Origin of the sequence: Maribacter orientalis, assembly GCF_900109345.1 — a bacterium.
Lineage (GTDB): Bacteria > Bacteroidota > Bacteroidia > Flavobacteriales > Flavobacteriaceae > Maribacter > Maribacter orientalis.
Window position 1 is genome coordinate 364,880 of sequence record NZ_FNZN01000004.1, and the last position, 21,346, is coordinate 386,225.

The following is a 21,346-nucleotide window of genomic DNA, read 5'->3' on the forward strand; positions in this document are numbered from 1 at the left end:
AATGCTTAAAATAGCCTACCATCCCATTTATAAACATCCATTACCAGAGAGGCATCGTTTTCCAATGATAAAATATGAGCTTTTGCCTCAGCAATTGCTTCACGAAGGAACGTGTACAGAAGCTAACTTTTTCGAACCTGAAATTCCTAATGACAAGTATATTGTAGCCGTTCACGATCCTGAATATTTTTACGATTTGTTGAATATGATGATTTCAGCAAAAATGTCACGAAAAATAGGGTTTCCCCTTTCAGAAGATTTAGTGGAACGAGAACGGATTATTGCAGACGGCACCATAAAAGGATGTGAATTCGCATTAAAGTACGGCATTGCGATGAATATTGCCGGAGGTACGCATCATGCATACAGTGATCACGGGGAAGCTTTTTGTATGTTAAATGACCAAGCCATTGGCGCAAAATACCTATTGAGCAAAGGGCTAGCAAAAAAAATACTCATTGTAGATTTAGATGTTCACCAAGGTAATGGAACCGCTGAAATTTTTCAAAATGACAGCTCAGTTTTTACCTTTTCAATGCATGGAGAAGGAAATTATCCATTTAAAAAAGAACAATCAAATTTAGATATTCCATTACCTAAAGGTACAGATGATAAAACATACCTCTCCGTTCTAAAAGAGAACTTACCTAAATTAATTGACGCAGTACAACCAGATTTTATCTTTTACCTAAGTGGTGTTGATGTTCTTGAAAGTGATAAATTAGGCACCTTGAGTTTGACATTAAATGGATGCAAAAAACGAGATGAATATGTACTCGACACATGCCTAAAATTAAAAATCCCTGTGCAATGTAGTATGGGTGGTGGATATTCCGAAGACATTAAAATTATTGTGGAAGCACATGCCAATACGTTTCGGTTAGCGCAAACTTTATACTTTTAGAAAAATCCTTTTCTATTTGAACTCAAAATTAATGGTTACCGATTATTTTTAAAGTCGACAGAAGTTTAAATTTGTTGTATGAAAAAGATAGTAACACTCTTATTCCTAATCTGTTGTTCATTTTTACCTGCCCAAGAGGCAAGTAAAGATTCGTCTCAGACCCGTTGGAATATGTTCACCTACGATGTTGGCACTATGGTCAAAGGTGTAGGATATTCATATGCACGTCCTTTACATTGGCAAGGCAAACAATGGGCCCAATTCGGTGCTGTTGTTAGTGGCACCGGCTTAATATATTTAGCCGATGATAACACTTCGAGATTCATTAGAAATAATAGGGAAGGCATTCCAAAATTCCTACGTGATTATGGAGAGATCTATGGAAGTCCAGAAAATAATTATATCGCCACATCTGGGGTTTACTTTGCCGGATTGATTACAAAAAATGAAAAATTACGGCGTACAGGGGTGTTATTAATTTCTTCGGCAACTTCTGCCGGACTTTTACAACAAGTGTTAAAGTCAATTGTAGGCAGGGCAAGACCTTTGGCTAATTTAGGTAAGGATACATTTGACCCTTTTAATTCAAGTAGAAACTTTCACTCTTTTCCATCAGGGCATGCTCTGTTGGCTTTTACCAATGCGTATGCCATTGCAAAACAATTTAAAAATCCGTGGGTAAAAGCAGGTATTTATACCGTGGGTACCATACCTGGTATATCGAGAGTTTGGGATGGTCAACATTGGTTAAGCGATATGGTTTTTGCATTCGCAATAAGTATAGCTACTGTGGAATCAATAGATAGATATCTGGACAAAAAATATGACGAGAAATATAACAACCTACAAAAATTGGTGAGTTGGAATCTAAATTTTGGTCCGGGTCAAATGGGTGTAACGATTAATTTCTAACGTCGTTTAATTGAATCACTCGTTAAAAATTACTGTTGAAGTTTGACAAAACTTTGAGTACTTTAGTCAAGCATCTAAAAACTCAACCAATGAAAACTTTCATCAATTTTTTCTTCGCATTTTTCACCCTGTTGTCCATTGCCCAAACATCCTCTCTTCAAAAATCTCCGATATTAACAGAAGGAAATGCAAAAGACGTAGGCATGTCAGCAGAGCGTCTTTCAAAAATAGACGCCATGATCTCAGCAGAAGTTACTAATGGCAATATCCCTGGGGCTGTTGCTCTAATTGCACGTAATGGTAAGATTGTTTTTTATAATGCCTATGGAATGGCAGACAATGAAGCAAATATTCCGATGAATAAGGATGCCGTTTTTCGTATTGCATCTCAAACAAAAGCAATAACTTCAACAGCCGTAATGATGCTTTGGGAAGAAGGTCAATTTCAGTTAGATGATAATATATCTAAATATATTCCAGAATTCGGTGAAGCACAAATTCTAGATACCTTTAATGAAACCGATGGCACTTACACTACCAAACCTGCGAAAAATCAAATTACCATACGAGATTTATTGACGCATACTTCTGGAATCGGTTATGGCGTAATTGATGGAGATGAGCGATTTAAGAAAATATATGCAAAAGCAAGTGTTACCGACCTATTTACAACAGAAAATATTACCATTGCGGAAAGCGTAAAAAAATTGGCAAAACTACCCTTACATCATGAACCGGGAGAAGCATTCACCTATAGCGAAGGTTTAGATGTTTTAGGATATTTTATCGAAGTAATTTCTGGTGTACCATTTGATGAATTTTTAAAAACAAGAATCTTCGAACCACTTAACATGAAAGATACTTGGTTCTACCAACCGAAAGAAAACTATAATAGATTGGTAGCTGTACAAAAAAAAGAAAATGAAAAATGGATAAAATACCCTGTCACCTTTTACGACACAGACTATCCTATAAAAGGTGCAAAAACGTTCTTTTCTGGTGGTGCTGGCCTTTCAAGCACAGCCAAAGACTACGCTACATTTTTACAGATGTATCTAAACGAGGGAGAACTGAATGGAGTGCGATTATTAAGTAGAACCACGGTAAGAAGTATTTTAGGTAATCAAATAGGAGCTATTTGGGATGGTCCCAAATACCACGGACTAGCATTTTCAGTAGTAAATGAAAAAGGTGAAATTTCAGGTGGTCTAGGTAGTGACGGAACATTTGAATGGGGCGGTTATTTTAATACCCAATATTTTGCAGATCCAAAAGAAGAAATTATTGGAATTTTAATGAAACAGACCCAAGGCCCAGTAGATGATAATACCTCTTGGAAATTTAAGCAAATGCTCTTTTCTAGCATTGATGATTAAAAACTTTAAGAATCTAACAAATACAATCCGAATTTAATTTTCCAATACGGCATTTGTTCTTCAAAAAATTCAAAATAGTCTTTTAGTCCATTGGCATCAATCAACTCTGATTTAGCCTTCTCAATTTTGGCGATTTCATCTGCGCTAACGAATTGAGTCAAATCTAGTTCTTCACCTTCCGCATGTTTTTTCATAAGGTGACCATAAATGGTATTCTCAGAAAGGTTTCTTGCGGTTGCGATTTCAGAAACTGTTAAACCGTCAGAGAATAAATCGAACGTTTGCTCGTGCGTCGCTCTTTTTGATTTTTTGGTTGGCGCATATTTGGCAATTTCCTTTATAAATACATCAGCGTATTTTTCTAATTTTGCCTGCCCTACACCAGACACCTCCATGAATTCTTTTTCATTTTTAGGCATCTTGAGTTCCATATCCTTTAAACTGGCATCACCAAAAACAACATAAGCTGGCACGCCCTGATCCTCGGCAATTCGCTGCCGTAACATGCGAAGCTTTTCGAAAAGCCCTGTTTTTGGAGTTTTGGCTTTGGCAGTACTTTTCTTCTTTTCCTTTTCAGTTTGCAATACTGCCAATTGAATCTTTTTATTGGAAAATAGTACTTCTTTAGCCAATGGCGTCAAACCCAATCTGGCACCTTCCCTAAAATTAATCTCCAACACGCCTTGGTTCAATAACTGAATTACATACTGTTGTAAGTCTAACCAAGAAACATCTTTAATAGCGCCATATGTTTTAATATTTTGATATCCTCGTTCTAATACTTGGGCATTCTGTGCTCCTCTTAAGACATCGATAACCATACCCATAGGTTCACGTTCACGTAATCGAGCAACCCCAGAGCATACTTTTTGAGCTAATAATGTAGCATCAAAATATGCTGGTGGACTCGCACAGATGTCGCAATTACCACATCCTATGGTAACTTGCTCTCCAAAGTAGTTTAACAATGCAATTCGACGGCAACTCAATGCCTCTGCAAATTGCTGCATCCGTTCTAATTTGGCATATTCTACATCTGCATTTTCACTTTGCGTGATAAATCGGCGTAGCTGAGCTACATCGGCAAAACTGTAAAACAGCAAGGCATGGGCAGGAAGACCATCTCGACCACCTCGACCTATTTCTTGATAGTATCCTTCGATATTCTTCGGAAGATTATAATGAATTACCCAACGTACATTACTCTTATCGATTCCCATACCAAAAGCAATTGTTGCCGCAATGATGGGAACTCTATCTGTAATGAATTCTTCTTGTACTTTAGACCGTTCTTCAGATGACAAACCTGCATGATAGGCCTTAGCTTTGAAACCGGCCTTTTGCAACTTTTCAGCAATGGATTCCGTACTTTTTCGGCTCAAACAATAAATGATTCCGCTTTCATTGGGGCGGTCTTCCAAAAAATCGAGTATATGTTTAATTCGGTCTTGCGCAGGTTTAACATCTAGATATAAATTAGGCCTATTAAAGGACGCCAAATGTCGTTCTGCATTCGGAATCTTCAATTGGTCGGCAATATCATCTTGTGTAGTTCGATCAGCGGTTGCTGTAAGTGCCATTACAGGTATATTCGGAAAACGCTTTTTTAAACTACCCAACTGTGTATAGGCAGGTCTAAAATCATGACCCCATGAAGAAATACAATGTGCTTCATCTACTGCAAATAGGCTAATTTTCAAGTTTTCTAAAATAGAGTCAAAGAATCCTAAGCTTTCTGGAGCAACATAGAACAGTTTCAATTCGCCCTTTTCTAATTGCTGTAAAATTGCCTGACGAGTTTCTTCTGATTGAGAACTATTGTAATATGCAGCTGCAATACCATTGGCCTGCAGAACATCAACCTGGTCTTTCATTAAGGCAATCAAAGGTGAAATAACAATAGCCGTACCTTCCAAAGCTAAAGCCGTCAATTGATAACATAACGATTTTCCTCCCCCAGTCGGCATAATGGCCAACACATCTTTTTTGCTAAGGGCATCTTCTATTATTGCTAATTGATTTGGCTTAAAGGAATCATAGCCAAAATTGGTTTTTAATAAAGGAAGTAGTTCTTGTACTGTTGATATCATAGTGTGCAAAAATAGGAAGTTTAAATACCATTAAGGTCTTCGACTGCGCTCAGACTGACATTAATAATTCGAATTCAGTTTTTTTAATTAGGTAATAGATATTCAGCTCCTTTAAATAAGGGATTTATTACCAAACAAATTACTTTTAAGAATGTCATCTTAAGCGCAGTCGAAGGCTTTTGAAGAAGTGATTATTTCCCCAACATCAACAATTCATTACATCTAATTTCAGTGATATATCGTTTCTCACCTTCTTTAGTTTCGTATGAGCGATGTGTAAGTTTCCCTTCGATAGCGACTTGCTTTCCTTTTGTCAAATAATTCTCTACAATTTCTGCAGTCTTTCCCCAAGCTACAATATTATGCCATTGCGTATCATCAACTTTTTCGCCTTTCGCATTTTTGAAGCTATCGGTAGTGGCAATTGAAAATTTTGCCAATTTAGTCCCTCCTTCTAAGTTTACAATTTCTGGGTCCTGACCCAAGTTTCCAATCAACTGTACTTTGTTTTTTAGTGCGTTCATCTTAAATAATTTTATCGTTAAACAGTTCATACTATCAAGCCTCGTTGACTTGACACTGCAAACCTAAAACAGACTACAATTATTATTCGGCTTCTAAACACTTACTATCGTTTGTTATCGTTTACAGTCGTTTGCAAACTTTTATATAGCTTATTATCAATCATATATATTAAGTATCATACATCAAAAATATTTCAAATTAAATAAAATTGCGCCCTCTAAATGGTAATTAATCGCAAAGAATAAATTTTCAACTTATCAGAAAATGAAATAAATTTTAAAGTATCGTAAACATTATATATATTTAAGTGTAATTTTAACACTTTAACATGTCGAACACTCCATTAAACCTATCAAAAAGTTTCGTTTTTATCGTAACACTTTTTTTTACCTCAGTAACAATCGCCCAAGACGGAACAATCTATCCACTTACAGCCCCTGAAGAACCAACGGCCATTCCACTTAATACAGGTGGGGTCGAAAACCAGCCTGCTTCTGAGACCTGGTTTCGCCAATGGGGAGACCCTATGGCTCGAAATATAACCGAAGCAACACTAACCCCCTTTTTACCAGATCCTGAAAAGGCTAACGGCACTGCGGTAATCGTAACACCAGGAGGAGGCTTTATGTGGCTCTCCATGGGCAATGAAGGCTGGGAAGTAGCGGAAGCACTGGCTGAGCAAGGTATCGCAGCATTTGTATTAAAGTACCGCCTTAAACCCACTGATGAATCCCTTGAAGATTTTAAGATCTGGATGAATCGACCACGACCAACGCCGTCAGAAACTTCGAATACATTGAAGAATACAACACAGCCAAGTACCCAGCAACGTAACTTATCTAATCAGTTGGAAGATGCAGAAGCGGCTTATGCCATGATAATAGATCGAGCTGATGAGTGGGGGGTAGACACAAATAGAATTGGAATGATCGGCTTCTCTGCCGGCGCAGGGCTTACCATGCATTCAACCCTAAATTCCAAGACCATGAAGTTGGCTTTTATTGGTCCTATCTATGGAGGTATGGGACCTGTAGATGTTCCTAAAGATGCACCACCTATGTTTAGTGTTATTGCTACGGATGATTTTCTTTTCCTGGGACAATTTGGAGTAATTGAATCTTGGTACAAAGCAGGAATTCCAGTTGAGTTTCACCTTTACCAAAACGGTGGCCACGGTTTTGGGCTTGGGAATCCCAATCGAACAAGCAACCGTTGGTTCGATTCCTTTATGCATTGGCTTGAGGTCAACAAATTTCTAGAAGCCGCTTCTATAAATAAATCAAAGTAAATTATACGATTATTAAAAACCTCTTAGATATACATTGTTCATTATCTTTTCACTATTTCCATCGGAATTGCATAAAGCCTAGAATCGGCATAAGCTTTTCCATAATCACCCAATAGACCACTTAAACCAGATGATGACAATATAAATGAAACAACAAATAAGAAGACTATCACAAAACATTTAGTTTCCTCTAAATATTTTAAAAACCAGGTCTTTGGTCAATTGTTGTCCTTTTGCTTTTTCACGAACGGATTCGTAACTAAATCGAAAATCACAACCTGTTTTATATTGGCTACAACCATAAGCTGTTTTTCCTTTAATAATAGTTCCTTTGTTACATTTTGGACAACTATTTTCTTCGGATGACCTTGTCGAATCGGGAACAGTTTTAGTGTTCAACTGCTTTTTAGATTCCAATTTTAGATTCCAATTTTCATCAAATCTTATAAGTCCTTCAATAGCGGCATTATTAACTTTGAAGCCTTTTAAATTTACGGTCGACCCTTTTTGCAACAATCTAACGTACTGTTTTTCTGAGATGATTTTACCTTCAAAAATGAATGGAATAATAAAATCGCAGTTCTTTTTAAATTCCGAACATCCATAAGCACTTTTTCCTTTCAGTATAGATCCATTCTTACATTTAGGACATTTTTCAGATGCTATTCCTGAGGTTTTATTCACTGCTTTTTTCTTTGTACCAGTAGTCCTATTATGTACTGACGAAATATTAGCTTTTTTAGTTTCGCTTCTAACTTCGTACACCAAACGATCTACCATTTGTTTCATTTGCTTAATAAAACTTCCGGCACTAAATGTTCCTTTTTCAATGTCCTTTAACTGCTTTTCCCATTTGCCAGTGAGCTCGGCAGACTTTAATAATTCATTTTGAATGGTATCTATTAATTGAATTCCAGTATCCGTAGGGATTACTTGCTTTTTATTTCTTTTTATATATTTTCTACGGAATAACGTTTCAATAATATTAGCACGTGTAGAAGGGCGACCAATACCGTTTTCTTTCATAATTTCACGAAGTTCATCGTCGTCTACCTGTTTTCCTGCAGTTTCCATGGCGCGTAGCAGTGAGGCCTCTGTAAATTGGTTTGGTGGTTTGGTTTGCTTTTCTAGAAATGAAGTTTTGTGTGGCCCTTTTTCACCTTTTTTAAATGTTGGTAGCATTCCAGATTCCTTAGACGAAGAATTTGGAGTTTCAAAAACAACACGCCAACCTTTTTCCAAAATCTCTTTCCCTGTAGTTTTAAACTTTACTTTTTCAGCTTTACCAATAACCGCAGTATTAGAGACTTTACAATCTGGATAAAAGACAGCTATAAAACGGCGTACAATACTATTGTAAACTTGTTGCTGATTGTATTGCAAATTCATTTGCTGCCCGGTTGGTATTATTGCGTGGTGATCTGTTACTTTGCTATCATCGAAAACCTTTTTCGTCTTCTTTAATTTTTTTCCAAGCAAAGGCGCTGTTAAAGCTGTGTAATTAGTTAAATTTTTCAGTATGCCATGTACTTTTGGGTAAACATCGTTTGGTAAAAACGTGGTGTCAACTCTAGGATAAGTAACTACTTTTTGTTCGTATAGTTTTTGGACAATCTTCAAGGTTTCATCTGCAGAAAATCCAAATTTCGTATTGCAATAGACCTGTAATCCTGTTAAATCAAATAGCTTTGGTGCATATTCATTACCTGCCTTTTTTGTAATAGAAACAATTTCGAAATCGTGTTCTTTTACAATTTTTGCTAACTTCTCTCCATCTTCAACGTTAAGAAATCGCCCTTCTTCGTAGCTAAATAAAGTATCGCGATAGATCGTTTGCAATTCCCAATACGGTTGTGGTTTAAAATTTTCTATCTCCTTAAACCGATTAACCAACATAGCTAATGTTGGCGTTTGCACACGACCAACTGATAATACTTGTTTGTAGCCACCATGTTTTAAAGTGTACAAACGTGTTGCATTCATACCTAAAAGCCAATCTCCAATAGCACGAGAAAAACCTGCATAATATAAATTATCGTAATCTTCAGATGCTTTTAAGTTTTTGAAACCTTCTGTTATGGCTTCGGTTGTAAGCGAAGAAATCCAAAGCCTTTCTACCTTGCCTTTGTAATTCGCTTGATTTAAAACCCAGCGTTGTATTAATTCTCCTTCTTGCCCAGCATCACCACAATTTATAACAACATCTGCTTTATCGAATAGTTGTTTAATAATTTTAAACTGTTTTCGAATACCAGCATCTTTAGATATTTTGGTTTCAAAATGTTCTGGTAACATTGGTAAATTGTTTAAATCCCAACTTTTCCAATGCGGTTTATAATCGTTTGGCTCTTTAAGCGTACAAAGATGTCCAAAAGTATAGGTTACAGCATATCCATTGCCTTCATAATACCCATCACGTTTGGTGGTAGACCCAAGAACGGAAGCAATTTCTCTCGCTACAGATGGTTTTTCGGCAATACAGACTTTCATTTAATATGTTTAAAATTTAAAAAATCGAAGTAAGGTTGTAGACTATTTAGTTATTCGCTATCTATTAATCCTTTATTTGAATTTTGGAAAACAAGTAATAACTAGCTAAAGATATCATATTATAAAAAGTTCAATCTGCCGATTGAATTATTTTTATTCCATCAAAATAATTTCCTGCTTGCAAACCGATGTTTAGAGTCCTTTCAGAATTGGTTTGGTTTTCGAATAATGTGATTCTTATTTCCGTTGCGTTTTTCCTTTTCAATTTAAAATCTGATAGAGAAAAATTTGTAATTGACTTTATATTCAAAATTGGTAATATTAATAATTCTATAAATGAATGTGTTAGCCAGGATAATTTTAACAATTTAGCTTTAAGAATTGAAGTTGTGATTTAACTCTTGTTATCATTCCCTATCTCTATACTGCTAACCTCTAATAGTCTTTTATGGATAACCGACAAGTAGGTTCATTATCCTATCTTAAGTTATCATACATTGAATTGTACTTTTTATTTTTTACGATACAACCACCAATTCATATCTCTTGTTAGTTCAAAACCTAATTTCTCATAAAGAGGAATTGCAAGATTTCCTTTGTTTGTGTGCAAAATAGGTTTCTTATTTTCTTTTAAAATTTCTTTCGTAGTATGGGCAATTAGCTGTTTTGCCAATCCTTTTCTCGCATAATCAGGATGCGTTACAACCGCGCTTACTTCAATAAACTGATTCGTTTGCATTCGCTGACCGGTTATTGATACTAATTTACCATTCTTAAATATCCCGAAATAGTTACCCATTTCATAAGTTCTCTTTCTATAATAACCAGGCATAACCAACCAAATTAAATCATAAATCTCCTCTATAAATTCACGTCCTAAAAGCACAATGTCTTCGGATATTTGAACGTCTGTCAGCTCATTTAAAACCATCTGACATCCATCAATTTTCTTCTCTAGAAAAACTTTTTCATCGTCTATTATCGGTGTTTGATTCTCTGAAACTAAAAAGAAATGGTCTGTGGTTTTTAGATATTGATTAGAAGCTTTGGCTGTTTTAGTTTCATCAAAGAAAGCACCAAAGGTGCACACCTCTGGGTTGTAAAATTGAACTCCGTCATATTCTATAACAAATTTTTTATGAGTTTCGTTTAAGGAATACCACACCGGGTTTTTAAGTTGTTCTTCTAATGCAATCATTTTGAATAAATATAAAAAAGATTAAATGAGAATAAATCGTTAATTAAAACTTTAATATCAATCTGTCTTCACAATCAACGCTGCAATATCTACATTAAATACATATTCTTTAGAAGCAAATTAGAAATCCATTAGTAAACAATACTGAGCACCTGTTTCAAATTCACTATCATTCTCATAAAACTCATCTAACAAGTCAATTAATATATCGGTTGAAGCTACGGACAAACTGTTAAGTTATTGAACACTAAAATGACAATATTTAACAATTTGATGTACACTTAACTATCAAAAGAGGCATTTTTTCCATACCTTAAAACTCTAAATTTTTATTTTTGATTGAATTGAATTCGGTAGATTTAGAAGGAAAAGTTTTAACCTTAATTCTACTTTGTCCTTTTGTTGCCCTATATTTAAAAAAGCATCTGGAACGGAAAAAAATAGTAATGAAAGGTGTTAACATTGGTCAATAAATCATGGAGAAAGAAATTACCAAAGAATACGCTAACGGTGAGTTTATAATTGTTTGGAAACCAAAAAAATGTATCCATTCAAAAGTATGTGTCCATACTCTTCCCAAAGTATATAAACCAACTGAAAAACCTTGGATAACTCCAGAAAATGCTACTACCTCCGACTTAAAATCACAAATTAATAATTGCCCAACTGGGGCTTTAACCTATTACATAAAAAACGAAATGAGCGAAGAAAAAGAATCAATTGAAACAAATGTTACTCCAATTATTGTTGCTAACAACGGGCCGTTAAAAATTAAGGGGAACTTAGAAATACAATTGGCATCTGGTGAAATTGTAACCAAAGAAGGTACAACCGGTTTTTGCCGTTGTGGTGTATCGGAAAACAAACCGTTCTGTGATGGTTCACATAGAAAAATAGACTTTATCGGATAGGAAGTATAATCGTAAAATTTACAAATGGAATTAGCCATACATAATTGGATGCGCGCCGAATCTCTAGAGCATACACTCAATAGAATTAATAAATTAGATTATACTCATATCGAAATACAGGGTGCCCCAGAAAGCTATGACACTCAAAAGGCACAATTGCTTTTAGACCTCTATGGCATCAAGTGCTGGGGATCTGTTACCCTTATGCTTGAGCAAAGAAATTTATTGGCTAAAAATCCGGCTCAACGTAAAATGTCGGTTCAATATGTAAAAGACGTTGCCAAAATGGTGTATGAATTGGGTGGTACGGTTATTTCGTTAGTACCTGCAACAGTTGGTAAAATAGTACCCGATGCCAGACCAGAAGAGGAATGGGAATGGGCAGTTGAAGGGATTCAAGAAATATATAAATACACAGAAGACCATGGGCTAAAAATCGGAATTGAACCTATTAACCGATTTGAAACCTATTTCATTAACCGAGGCGAACAAGCTTTGGCATTGGCAGAAGCTGTTGGTCCGAACTGCGGAGTTTGTCTAGACACTTTTCATATGAACTTGGAGGAGGAAAATATGTTCAATACCATGAAAAAAATCGGTAAACGACTTGTTAATTTTCATGTGGCCGACAACAATCGTATGGCACCAGGTATGGGACACCTCAACTGGCCTAAAATTATTAGTACGCTAAAAGAAATTGAATATGACAAGGTGCTGTCGGTAGAATTTTGTTCACCATTAGACCGTACACCTGCGAATCCATATCCGAATTCCATTGAAACAAATCCTGAAGGCCTAACTGCTGAACAAAAGAAGTTTTTAGAAGACCATGGTAGTTCTGCCGTTACCGATGAGTTTTACACTATGCTCACCAAAAAATCAATCGATACATTAAAAGCACTTATCTAATGAAAATTACCAATGTAGAAGCGTATTGGTTACGCTGTCCTATCCCAAAAGAAAAACAACACTTTTCAGATTATGGGTTACTGACCAATTTTGACATGACCTTGGTCGTAGTAACTACAGATACAGGACTTCAAGGTTTTGGAGAAGCAAAAGCTGCAGTAGGATCATCAGGTTCATGTGCTTCAATTGTAAGCTGCATTGAAAATGAACTGAAGCCACAATTGATTGGTAAAGACGCCCGTAATATATCTCGTATATGGGAACATATCTATAATGGAACAAGAGACCATTACTCGTTGTCTCGTGGACGCAAATTCCCGATTTTAGGGAGAAGGGGATTAACGATTTCTGCCATGAGCGGAATTGATACCGCACTGTGGGATATTAAAGGCAAAACTTTAGGCGCACCAGTAGTTGAATTATTGGGTGGCAGCTGTCGTGATAAAATGCCCGCTTATGCAAGTGGTGGTTGGGCAAAAGCAGATGCTATAGGCGAACAATTATTAGGCTACACCTCAAAAGGATTCAGTGGGGTAAAAATGCGCGTTGGTATTATGGACCAAACCGTTGCCGAAAGTATTAAAAGGGTAAAAGCAGCAAGAGAAGCATTGCCTGACCATATTAAATTAATGACTGATGCTCATGGTACTTTTAGCGTACCAGAAGCCAAACAATTTACAAAAGGGGTCGAAGATTGTAATTTATACTGGTTTGAAGAGCCTATTAGTCCCGATAACAAAATCGGTACTGCAGAAGTACGTGCGAATACCTTTATACCTATTGCAGCTGGCGAAAGTGAATACACCGCTTTTGACGTACGGGATTTAATTGCAGAACGGGCTTTAGATGTTTTACAGCCTGATTGCGCCATTATTGGTGGAATTACCGAAGCCATGCGTGTATCGCAATTGGCACATACATATCAATTAGAACTGGCACCGCATTGTTGGGGATCTGCCTTTTCTTTTATGGCGGGACTTTCTGTAGCGTTCGCTTCCCCATCAGCAAATGTTATTGAATTTTCATTAGGGGGCAACCCAATGATGTATGATTTGGTGGAAGAAAATATAGTCGTGGATAAGGAAGGTATGCTCACAGCACCTGATAAACCAGGCTTAGGACTTACCCCTAATTGGGATTTTGTAAAAGACTTTAAACAATAGACAATGGCAAAAGCAGTAAAAATAAATCACGTAGCACTTGTTGTTAGCAACTTAGAGGAAGCCTGTAAATTTTATGAAGAAGAATTGGGCTTAGAGGCTATTCCCGCATTTCTATTCGATTATCCAACGGCATTTTTTAAGTTTAACGAAGAACAGCAATTGCATCTAACTGAGTGGGAAGATACCTGTTCATTTAGAGGGCATATTTGCGTACAGGTAGATGATATTAATACGATGTTTTTTCGGATGAAGGAATTAGGTGTTATCGATATTAAACCATGGGGGAAAGTTCGTCAACTACCTGATGGTGCCATTCAAATGTTTGTTCGTGACCCATCTGGAAATTTAGTGGAATTATCTTCTGTGCCAGGTGATTATATTGACCCAAAAATATTCGAGGACGAATTATATAAAGAAGGAATATATGTCTCCGGAAGAAATGATTTCCGTGGTTACAAATCTAAAGACGCCACCCTTTATCATAAATCTGATGAGTAAGAACATCCTTTTATTAGAAACCGTTGCAGATGAGGCAATGCAACTATTGGAAGCTGCTGAGAATATACAGATTTTGAAAGGTTTTGATGAAACAACGCTACTTCATTATATTTCAACGGAAAGAATCGATGCTATAATCACACGAGGTAAAGGTCAAGTTCGTACCGATTTAATGGATAAACTTACCCACTTACGAGTAATTTCTAGATGTGGCGTAGGGTTAGATAATATTGATGTATCAGAAGCTACTAAAAGAAATATAAAAGTAGTAAACGCTCCTAATTCGAACGCCGATACTATTGCAGAACATACCATCGCTATTTTATTAATGCTTCAGCGCAATTTGTATAACGCCATTACTATGGTAAAAGAGAATAGATGGGCCGATAGAGGTACCTATATTGGTGATGAAAGTCACGGTAAAACCTTAGGTATTATCGGTATGGGAAATATTGGTAGAAAAGTGGCGAAAATTGGAACATCTTTGGGAATGAACGTTGTGTATTGGAGTGCCAAAAAAGAAGAAGTCCCCTACCCTTTTTTAGATTTTGATGCACTTTTAAGCACATCAGATAGTATTAGTCTTCATCTGCCCTTGACTCCACAGACAGAAAATTTATTGAATGCCAGCGCATTTTCAAAAATGAAATCTAATGCTTTATTGGTAAACACCGCAAGAGGTGGTATCATAAACCAAAAGGAATTGTACAGTGCCTTACAGAATAAAAAAATAGCAGGTTTCGCAGCAGACGTTTTAGCACAAGAACCACCCGATACCAACGACCCACTTTTACAATTAGATAATGTTTTAATTACTGCACATTTGGGCAGTTTAACAAAAACCACCTACACAAAAATGTGTACCATGACTGTTGATAATACCTTAGCCATTTTAGCAGGTGCACAACCTATGGCCAATTGTATTTACAATAGAAATGAATTGAGTACCAACTAGAATACTATGAAAAATTACAAAAGTCTACTGTTTATCGTTTTACTGATTAATCCAATAATTGGGCTATATGCTCAACTTACGGTTAACCAAGACCGTTTAGAAAAAAGAATAACCGAACTAGCCCAATTTGGAATTCAAGAAAACGGAGAAACAGAACGAGTAGCTTTTAGTGATGCAGATCTTGCCGCGCAAAAATGGGTAATCTCCGAATTAAAAGAAATGGGCATAGAAACCCATATCGATTTCGCCGGAAATATAATTGGTATTCGAAAAGGAACCAATGCTTCTAAAAAGCCAATTTCTTTTGGTTCACATATAGACCGTGTGCCGCATGGTGGAAATTATGACGGCTGTGTTGGAAGCATGGCTGCCTTAGAAGTTCTAAAGGTGCTCGATGAAAACAACGTTAAAACAAAACATCCTTTAGAAATTATTATTTTTTCAAATGAAGAAGGTGGTGTTGTAGGTAGCAGAGCGATTGCTGGCCAATTGAACAAAACTGCATTTCCTGTTAAAAATTCTACAGGATATACCATTGGTGAAGGCATGATGCGATTAGGTGGTGATACCACCAGACTTGCAGATGTCGCTCGAAAAAAAGGGGATGTTGCAGCGTTCTTAGAATTACATATTGAGCAAGGCGGTATACTAGAAAAAGAAAATCTTGCTATTGGTATTGTGGAAGGCATCGTAGGTCTAAAATGGTGGAATGTTGAATTCAATGGTTTTGCCAATCACGCGGGCACCACACCTATGAATGCGAGACAAGATGCCTTATTGGCCGCTGCAAAATTTATCATCGCCGTAAACGAGGTAGCGACTAGTTTTGAGGGCGCTCAAGTTGCCACTGTCGGCAGAATATCTGCTGAACCGGGTGCGCCCAATGTGATTCCTGGCAAAGTAGTTTCTAGCCTAGAAATACGTGACCTTTCATCCGAAGTTATTGAAAAAGTATATCAAGAAATTGAAAAACGAGCTTTAGCGATTAGTAAAGCATCGGGTGTCGAAATTAAGTTTTACGCTTTGGATACCACGGCTGATCCCGCAATAATGGATTCAACTATTCAAAAGGAAATAGAAAAAAGCATCAATTCACTTGGGCTAAGTTATAAGTCTATGCCAAGTGGTGCTGGCCATGATGCTCAAGACATGGCATTAATTGCACCTACAGGAATGATATTCGTTCCGAGCAAAGGTGGCATTAGTCATTCGCCGAAAGAATTCACTTCCGCTTCCGATATGGCAAACGGCGCCAATGTGTTATTGAAAACTATTTTAGCGTTGGATAAATCGTTATAATTTTAACCACTTTCAGAACACTGTTTTTTTCAATAGTATTATCTTTAGTTAACTCAAACCAAAGAACATATTCTTATGAGAAAACTACTATCTCTTTTAGCTATAACGCTATTACTTTACAGTTCTATTATAACTGCACAAACCCAAAAAGATATTGTTGCCGCCATTGAAAAAGAAGGTAATGGAAATTCACAGCTTGAACAACTAGCCTTCGAATTAATGGACCTTAACGGACCGAGATTAGTAGGAACCCCCGAAATGAAAACTGCTCATGATTGGGCCATTAACACCTATAAAAAATGGGGCATTTCTGCAGAAAACCAACAATGGGGAACTTGGAAAGGTTGGCAACGCGGCATCACCCATGTAGATATGGTGTCGCCTCGCGTAGCATCACTTCATGCCACACAATTGGCTTGGAACCCTAGTACACATAAAAAAGGCGTTACTGCATCTTTAATTACATTACCAAGCTTCTCTGATTCTTTGGCCTTTGTTAAATGGCTACCTAATGTAAAAGGTAAAATTGTAATGGTAAGCATGTTACAGCCTACCGGTCGACCAGATGAAAACTGGGAAGAATACGCGACCAAAGTATCTTTTGAAAAAATGAAAACGGAACGCGATTCATTAGAAAAAATTTGGAGGCAGAATATTAGTAATACGGGGTATACCAGTAGAAATATCAATGCTGCTTTTGAAAAAGCAGGTGCAGTAGGTATTGCCCAATCAAGATGGTCAGAAGGTTTTGGAGCGAATAAGATATTCAGTGCAGGTACCGAAAAAATTCCTGCTGTAGATATCTCCTTAGAAGATTATGGCATGTTATACCGTATGGTTGAGCATGGTGTTGATCCACAGATAAAAATAGTAGCAGAATCGAAAGATTTGGGTAAAGTACCGACCTTCAATACTATTGCTACCATACCAGGAACTGAATTCCCAGATGAGTATGTAATTCTATCAGCACATTTCGATTCTTGGGATGGAGCGACAGGTGCCACAGATAATGGTACAGGTACTATTACCATGTTAGAGGCTGCCCGTATCCTTAAAAAAGTGTATCCTAACCCTAAACGAACCATCTTAATTGGGCATTGGGGTAGTGAAGAACAAGGATTGAACGGCTCAAGCTCTTTTGTACAAGACCATCCAGAAATTGTTGCAGGCGTACAAGCTGTTTTCAACCAAGATAATGGTACTGGTCGTGTAGTTAATCTTTCAGGTCAAGGTTTTCTTCATGCCTATGATTATTTAGGTCGTTGGTTAGAGGCTGTTCCTGAAACGTATAAAAATGAAATAGAAACTACGTTCCCTGGGTCGCCAGGCCGTGGAGGTTCTGATTACGCTTCCTTTGTTGCAGCCGGTGCACCCGCTTTTTCATTAAGCTCCCTAAGTTGGGATTATTGGAACTATACGTGGCATACAAACTTGGATACGTATGATAAAATCGTTTTTGATGATGTTCGCAACAATGCAATTCTTACAGCCATTCTAACCTATATGGCGTGTGAAGACCCTGAAAAAACATCGAGGGAAAAAGCGGTATTAGGAAAAGATTCAAGAACTGGCGAACAAGCCACATGGCCTGATCCTAGAAGTCCGAAACGCAATGGAGGTCAAGAATAAATTTTCCAAATAAAAAGAACAAAAACCAACCACATCATGAGAACCATCAAACTTTTACTTTTACTACTCCTTATTTCTCCTTTAGCACTTCAATCGCAACGTAGAAAAAATAAGGTCACCGAGCCAACGATTAAACTCGAAGACTCACTTTTTCAAGGATTAAAATGGCGAAATATAGGTCCGTTTAGAGGCGGTAGAAGTGTTGCATCAACCGGAGTGGTTGGTCAACCAATGACCTATTACATGGGAACTGTTGGAGGTGGAATTTGGAAAACTACCGATGACGGAATTACATGGAATAATATTTCTGACGGATTCTTGAAAACTGCGACCGTAGGTGCCATTTCCGTATCTGAAAGCAATCCCAATATTGTTATTGCCGGTATGGGCGAACATGCCGCTAGAGGGGTAATGACTTCTATGGGTGATGGTGTTTACAAATCTACCGATGCAGGTAAAACATGGAAGCATATGGGGTTAGATGAAACTAGACATATTTCTGATGTTATCATACACCCAACCAATCCTGATATTATTTTGATTTCAGCCCAAGGAGCACAATACGGACCTTCTTCTCAACGTGGTATTTATAAAACTATAGATGGTGGCGAAACTTGGGAGAATGTTCTTTTTATAGATAATATAACAGGTGCTTCTTCACTTTCTATGGATATGACGAACCCAACGATACTGTATGCTGCAATGTGGCAACACAGACGTTTTCCTTGGACGATGGAATCTGGCGGTAAAAATTCGGGCATCTACAAATCTACCGATGGCGGAGATACTTGGAAACAAGTAACCGAAGGTCTACCTAAAGAAATGGGTAAAATCGGTGTTTCAGTATCTCGGGCAAATCCTGAGCGGGTATTTGCTGTAATTGAGGCTGAAGGCGAAAAAGGAGGTGTTTATAGATCTGATGACGCGGGTAAGAAGTGGACACTGATCAATAAAGACCGTATCAATATTACGCGATCATGGTATTACATGGAGATTTTTGCGGATACACAAAATGAGAATATTGTTTATGTTTTGAACGCCCCAGTGACCAAATCCATTGATGGCGGCAAATCTTTTTCCCCATTATCTACTCCGCACGGTGACAATCACCATTTATGGATCGACCCTTTGAACAATCAACGTATGATAAATTCAAATGACGGCGGATCCAATGTATCAAACAATGGAGGTAAAAGCTGGAGCACCCAAGAAAACCAAAACACAGCACAATTTTATAGGGTGATAACAGATAATTTAGTGCCTTACAATGTATATGGTGGCCAGCAAGATAATTCTACAGTCGCCATAGCATCTAGAACCAATGATGATGGTATCGATTGGAAAGATTGGTATGCAGTTGCGGGTGGAGAAAGTGCTTTTTTAGCTTTTGACCCAGACAATCCAAAATTGATTTATGGTGGTACTTACCAAGGAAATATTGATAAGTGGGATGCTAATACAAAAGAATCAAAACCTATTAAAGAATATCCAGAACTTGGTTTAAGTATCTCGCCCGAAAATGCAAAATATCGCTATAACTGGAATGCTCCGATTATTACATCGCCACACGACAGAAAAACGATTTACCACGGTGGTAACGTTGTTTTCAAATCTACAGACGAAGGCCAAAGCTGGTCTGTTATTAGTCCCGATTTAACCCGAAATGAAACTGACAAACACGGTCTAGGAGGTGGGCCATTTACCAACGAAGCTGCAGGTGGTGAAATATACAACACGCTTACTTACCTTACCGAGTCTTCACATGAAGAAGGTGTTCTTTGGTCTGGCAGCGATGATGGTTTGGTACATGTTACAAAAGACGGTGGTGTAAATTGGACCAACGTTACGCCAACAGGTATTAAAGAAGGAATTATTAATAGTATTGAAGTATCTCCACATGACCCAGCCACGGCCTATATTGTACTTATGCGATATAAGTCAATGGATTTTGACAACTATATTTTTAAAACCACTGATTACGGAACAACTTGGATGAAGATTACCAATGGAATAACAGGTGATAATACATTTACCCGTGTTGTTCGTGAAGACAAAAAGGTAAAAGGTTTACTATATGCAGGTACCGAAACAGGTCTTTTTATCTCTTTGGATGACGGCCTATATTGGCAGCCCTTACAACTAAATCTACCTTTGACTCCTATAAATGACCTAACCATTCAAGATAATGATTTGGTAGTTGCCACTGCCGGTCGTGCATTTTGGATTTTAGATGATTTGGCTACGTTACAAAATATAAAAACACCCAAACAAGAGGTTTCTATTTTTCAACCCAAAGACACCTATTTGTTTATGGGTGGATCAAGTGACAAACCTGTTCCGGGGTTAGGGAGCAATCCTAAAAGTGGAGTAACGTTTGATTACTATTTAATTGAAAAACAAGATAGTACAGAACTTAAATTAGAGGTGATAAAAGACGGTGAAGTCATTCGTACCATTTCCAACCAAAAACCAAAAGATTTCAAATCATGGCCTGGCGGTCCATCTAAACCAAATGTGTTACCTTCTAAAAAAGGATATAATCGATTTACTTGGGATTTTAAAAGAGAAAGTTTGCCCGCAGTTGACAAGGTGTTTGTTTTGGGTGGTCATGATGGTTCAACAGTAGGCCCCGGAGACTATACCTTAAAAATAACTTTAGGGACAAGCACCTCAGAAACTACCGTCAAAATTTTACCGAACCCGAAAGTGAAAAGTAGCCTAGCCGATTATGCTGAGCAACAAGAACTTTTAAAGACTATAGAGGCTGCTGTGGTAGATATGCACAATTCAGTGAATTCTATGCGTTCGGCAAAGGCACAATTGAAATATTATGCCAAACTCTTAAAAGACAATGAAAAAGCTGAATCTCTATTAAAGCAAGGAGATTCTTTAGTGAAACGAATTACCGCTTGGGAAGAAAATTTAATACAACCGAATCAAAAAACTTTTCAAGATGTAATCAATTTTGAAAATAAGTTAAATGCCCAATTATTAAATTTAAGAGGTTACATTGATGTAGTAGAACCAAAAGTTACCGCAGGTGCGAAGGTTAGGCTACAAGACCTTTTAGCGCAATGGGGAATGTTTAAAACAGAGCAAAATGCGATTATTACTACTGAAATGGCCACATATAATGAGGCGTTTAGAAGTTTAGAAATTCCAGCACTAATATTATCCAATAAAAAATAGATACGACGAA

The 21,346-nt window shown here is 37.2% G+C and carries 17 protein-coding genes; 12 read left to right on the forward strand and 5 right to left on the reverse strand.

Going from position 1 to position 21,346, the window contains the following annotated elements:
* Nucleotide 1: 1 nt before the first annotated feature.
* The 3 genes from BMY56_RS11210 to BMY56_RS11220 all read left to right on the forward strand — a co-directional run bounded on the left by BMY56_RS11210 (nucleotide 2) and on the right by BMY56_RS11220 (nucleotide 3,192).
* The gene (locus tag BMY56_RS11210; protein WP_091624033.1) at nucleotides 2-904 is read left to right on the forward strand and encodes a histone deacetylase family protein; all 903 of its coding nucleotides are present in this window, start codon (nucleotides 2-4) and stop codon (nucleotides 902-904) included.
* A 78-nt stretch (nucleotides 905-982) separates the two neighbouring features.
* Entirely contained in the window at nucleotides 983-1,816 is an 834-nt protein-coding gene (locus BMY56_RS11215; protein WP_091624036.1) for a phosphatase PAP2 family protein, read from the forward strand.
* A gap of 89 nt (nucleotides 1,817-1,905) precedes the next feature.
* Nucleotides 1,906-3,192, forward strand: coding sequence for a serine hydrolase domain-containing protein (locus tag BMY56_RS11220; RefSeq protein ID WP_091624039.1), 1,287 nt, complete (start codon nucleotides 1,906-1,908; stop codon nucleotides 3,190-3,192).
* Nucleotides 3,193-3,197: 5 nt separating this feature from the next.
* On the opposite strand, the gene recQ is transcribed toward BMY56_RS11220, so the two are convergent.
* Entirely contained in the window at nucleotides 3,198-5,282 is a 2,085-nt protein-coding gene (recQ, locus tag BMY56_RS11225; protein WP_091624042.1) for a DNA helicase RecQ, read from the reverse strand.
* 191 nt (nucleotides 5,283-5,473) lie between these two features.
* The gene (locus BMY56_RS11230; RefSeq protein WP_091624045.1) at nucleotides 5,474-5,806 is read right to left on the reverse strand and encodes a single-stranded DNA-binding protein; all 333 of its coding nucleotides are present in this window, start codon (nucleotides 5,804-5,806) and stop codon (nucleotides 5,474-5,476) included.
* Between the two features lie 329 nt (nucleotides 5,807-6,135).
* Here BMY56_RS11230 and BMY56_RS11235 point away from each other — a divergent pair, with 329 nt between their 5' ends.
* Nucleotides 6,136-7,095 carry an alpha/beta hydrolase gene (locus BMY56_RS11235; protein WP_091624048.1) on the forward strand — a complete coding sequence of 320 codons (960 nt, stop codon included), beginning with the start codon at nucleotides 6,136-6,138 and terminating at the stop codon, nucleotides 7,093-7,095.
* Nucleotides 7,096-7,136: 41 nt separating this feature from the next.
* On the opposite strand, the gene BMY56_RS19000 is transcribed toward BMY56_RS11235, so the two are convergent.
* The 3 genes from BMY56_RS19000 to BMY56_RS11250 form a co-directional block, all read right to left on the reverse strand.
* Nucleotides 7,137-7,268, reverse strand: a complete 132-nt coding sequence (locus BMY56_RS19000; RefSeq protein ID WP_262493786.1) for a hypothetical protein — start codon at nucleotides 7,266-7,268, stop codon at nucleotides 7,137-7,139.
* Nucleotides 7,269-7,275: 7 nt separating this feature from the next.
* Nucleotides 7,276-9,585: a DNA topoisomerase 3 gene (locus BMY56_RS11240; protein WP_091624050.1), complete on the reverse strand. Its 2,310-nt coding sequence runs from the start codon at nucleotides 9,583-9,585 to the stop codon at nucleotides 7,276-7,278.
* 511 nt (nucleotides 9,586-10,096) lie between these two features.
* The gene (locus BMY56_RS11250) at nucleotides 10,097-10,783 is read right to left on the reverse strand and encodes a GNAT family N-acetyltransferase (RefSeq protein WP_091624056.1); all 687 of its coding nucleotides are present in this window, start codon (nucleotides 10,781-10,783) and stop codon (nucleotides 10,097-10,099) included.
* Between the two features lie 476 nt (nucleotides 10,784-11,259).
* Between BMY56_RS11250 and BMY56_RS11255 the strand changes: the two genes are divergently transcribed.
* The 8 genes from BMY56_RS11255 (at nucleotide 11,260) to BMY56_RS11290 (ending at nucleotide 21,336) form a co-directional block, all read left to right on the forward strand.
* Complete coding sequence (locus BMY56_RS11255; RefSeq protein ID WP_091624058.1) at nucleotides 11,260-11,694, forward strand: (4Fe-4S)-binding protein; 435 nt, start codon at nucleotides 11,260-11,262, stop codon at nucleotides 11,692-11,694.
* A 24-nt stretch (nucleotides 11,695-11,718) separates the two neighbouring features.
* Nucleotides 11,719-12,603 (forward strand): sugar phosphate isomerase/epimerase family protein, encoded by an 885-nt coding sequence (locus BMY56_RS11260; protein ID WP_091624060.1) that lies wholly within the window; start codon nucleotides 11,719-11,721, stop codon nucleotides 12,601-12,603.
* A complete protein-coding gene (locus tag BMY56_RS11265) occupies nucleotides 12,603-13,766 on the forward strand; it encodes a mandelate racemase/muconate lactonizing enzyme family protein (protein ID WP_091624063.1) in 1,164 nt (387 codons plus the stop codon). Before BMY56_RS11260 ends, BMY56_RS11265 begins: the two co-directional genes overlap by 1 nt.
* Nucleotides 13,767-13,769: 3 nt before the next feature.
* Nucleotides 13,770-14,264 carry a VOC family protein gene (locus tag BMY56_RS11270; RefSeq protein WP_091624065.1) on the forward strand — a complete coding sequence of 165 codons (495 nt, stop codon included), beginning with the start codon at nucleotides 13,770-13,772 and terminating at the stop codon, nucleotides 14,262-14,264.
* A complete protein-coding gene (locus tag BMY56_RS11275) occupies nucleotides 14,257-15,219 on the forward strand; it encodes a 2-hydroxyacid dehydrogenase (RefSeq protein WP_091624068.1) in 963 nt (320 codons plus the stop codon). The genes BMY56_RS11270 and BMY56_RS11275 overlap by 8 nt, the downstream gene beginning before the upstream one ends.
* Nucleotides 15,220-15,225: 6 nt before the next feature.
* The gene (locus BMY56_RS11280; RefSeq protein ID WP_091624071.1) at nucleotides 15,226-16,518 is read left to right on the forward strand and encodes a M20 family metallo-hydrolase; all 1,293 of its coding nucleotides are present in this window, start codon (nucleotides 15,226-15,228) and stop codon (nucleotides 16,516-16,518) included.
* Between the two features lie 75 nt (nucleotides 16,519-16,593).
* The gene (locus tag BMY56_RS11285; protein ID WP_091624073.1) at nucleotides 16,594-18,147 is read left to right on the forward strand and encodes a M20/M25/M40 family metallo-hydrolase; all 1,554 of its coding nucleotides are present in this window, start codon (nucleotides 16,594-16,596) and stop codon (nucleotides 18,145-18,147) included.
* A gap of 36 nt (nucleotides 18,148-18,183) precedes the next feature.
* Nucleotides 18,184-21,336, forward strand: a complete 3,153-nt coding sequence (locus BMY56_RS11290) for a WD40/YVTN/BNR-like repeat-containing protein (protein WP_091624076.1) — start codon at nucleotides 18,184-18,186, stop codon at nucleotides 21,334-21,336.
* Nucleotides 21,337-21,346 lie beyond the last annotated feature (10 nt).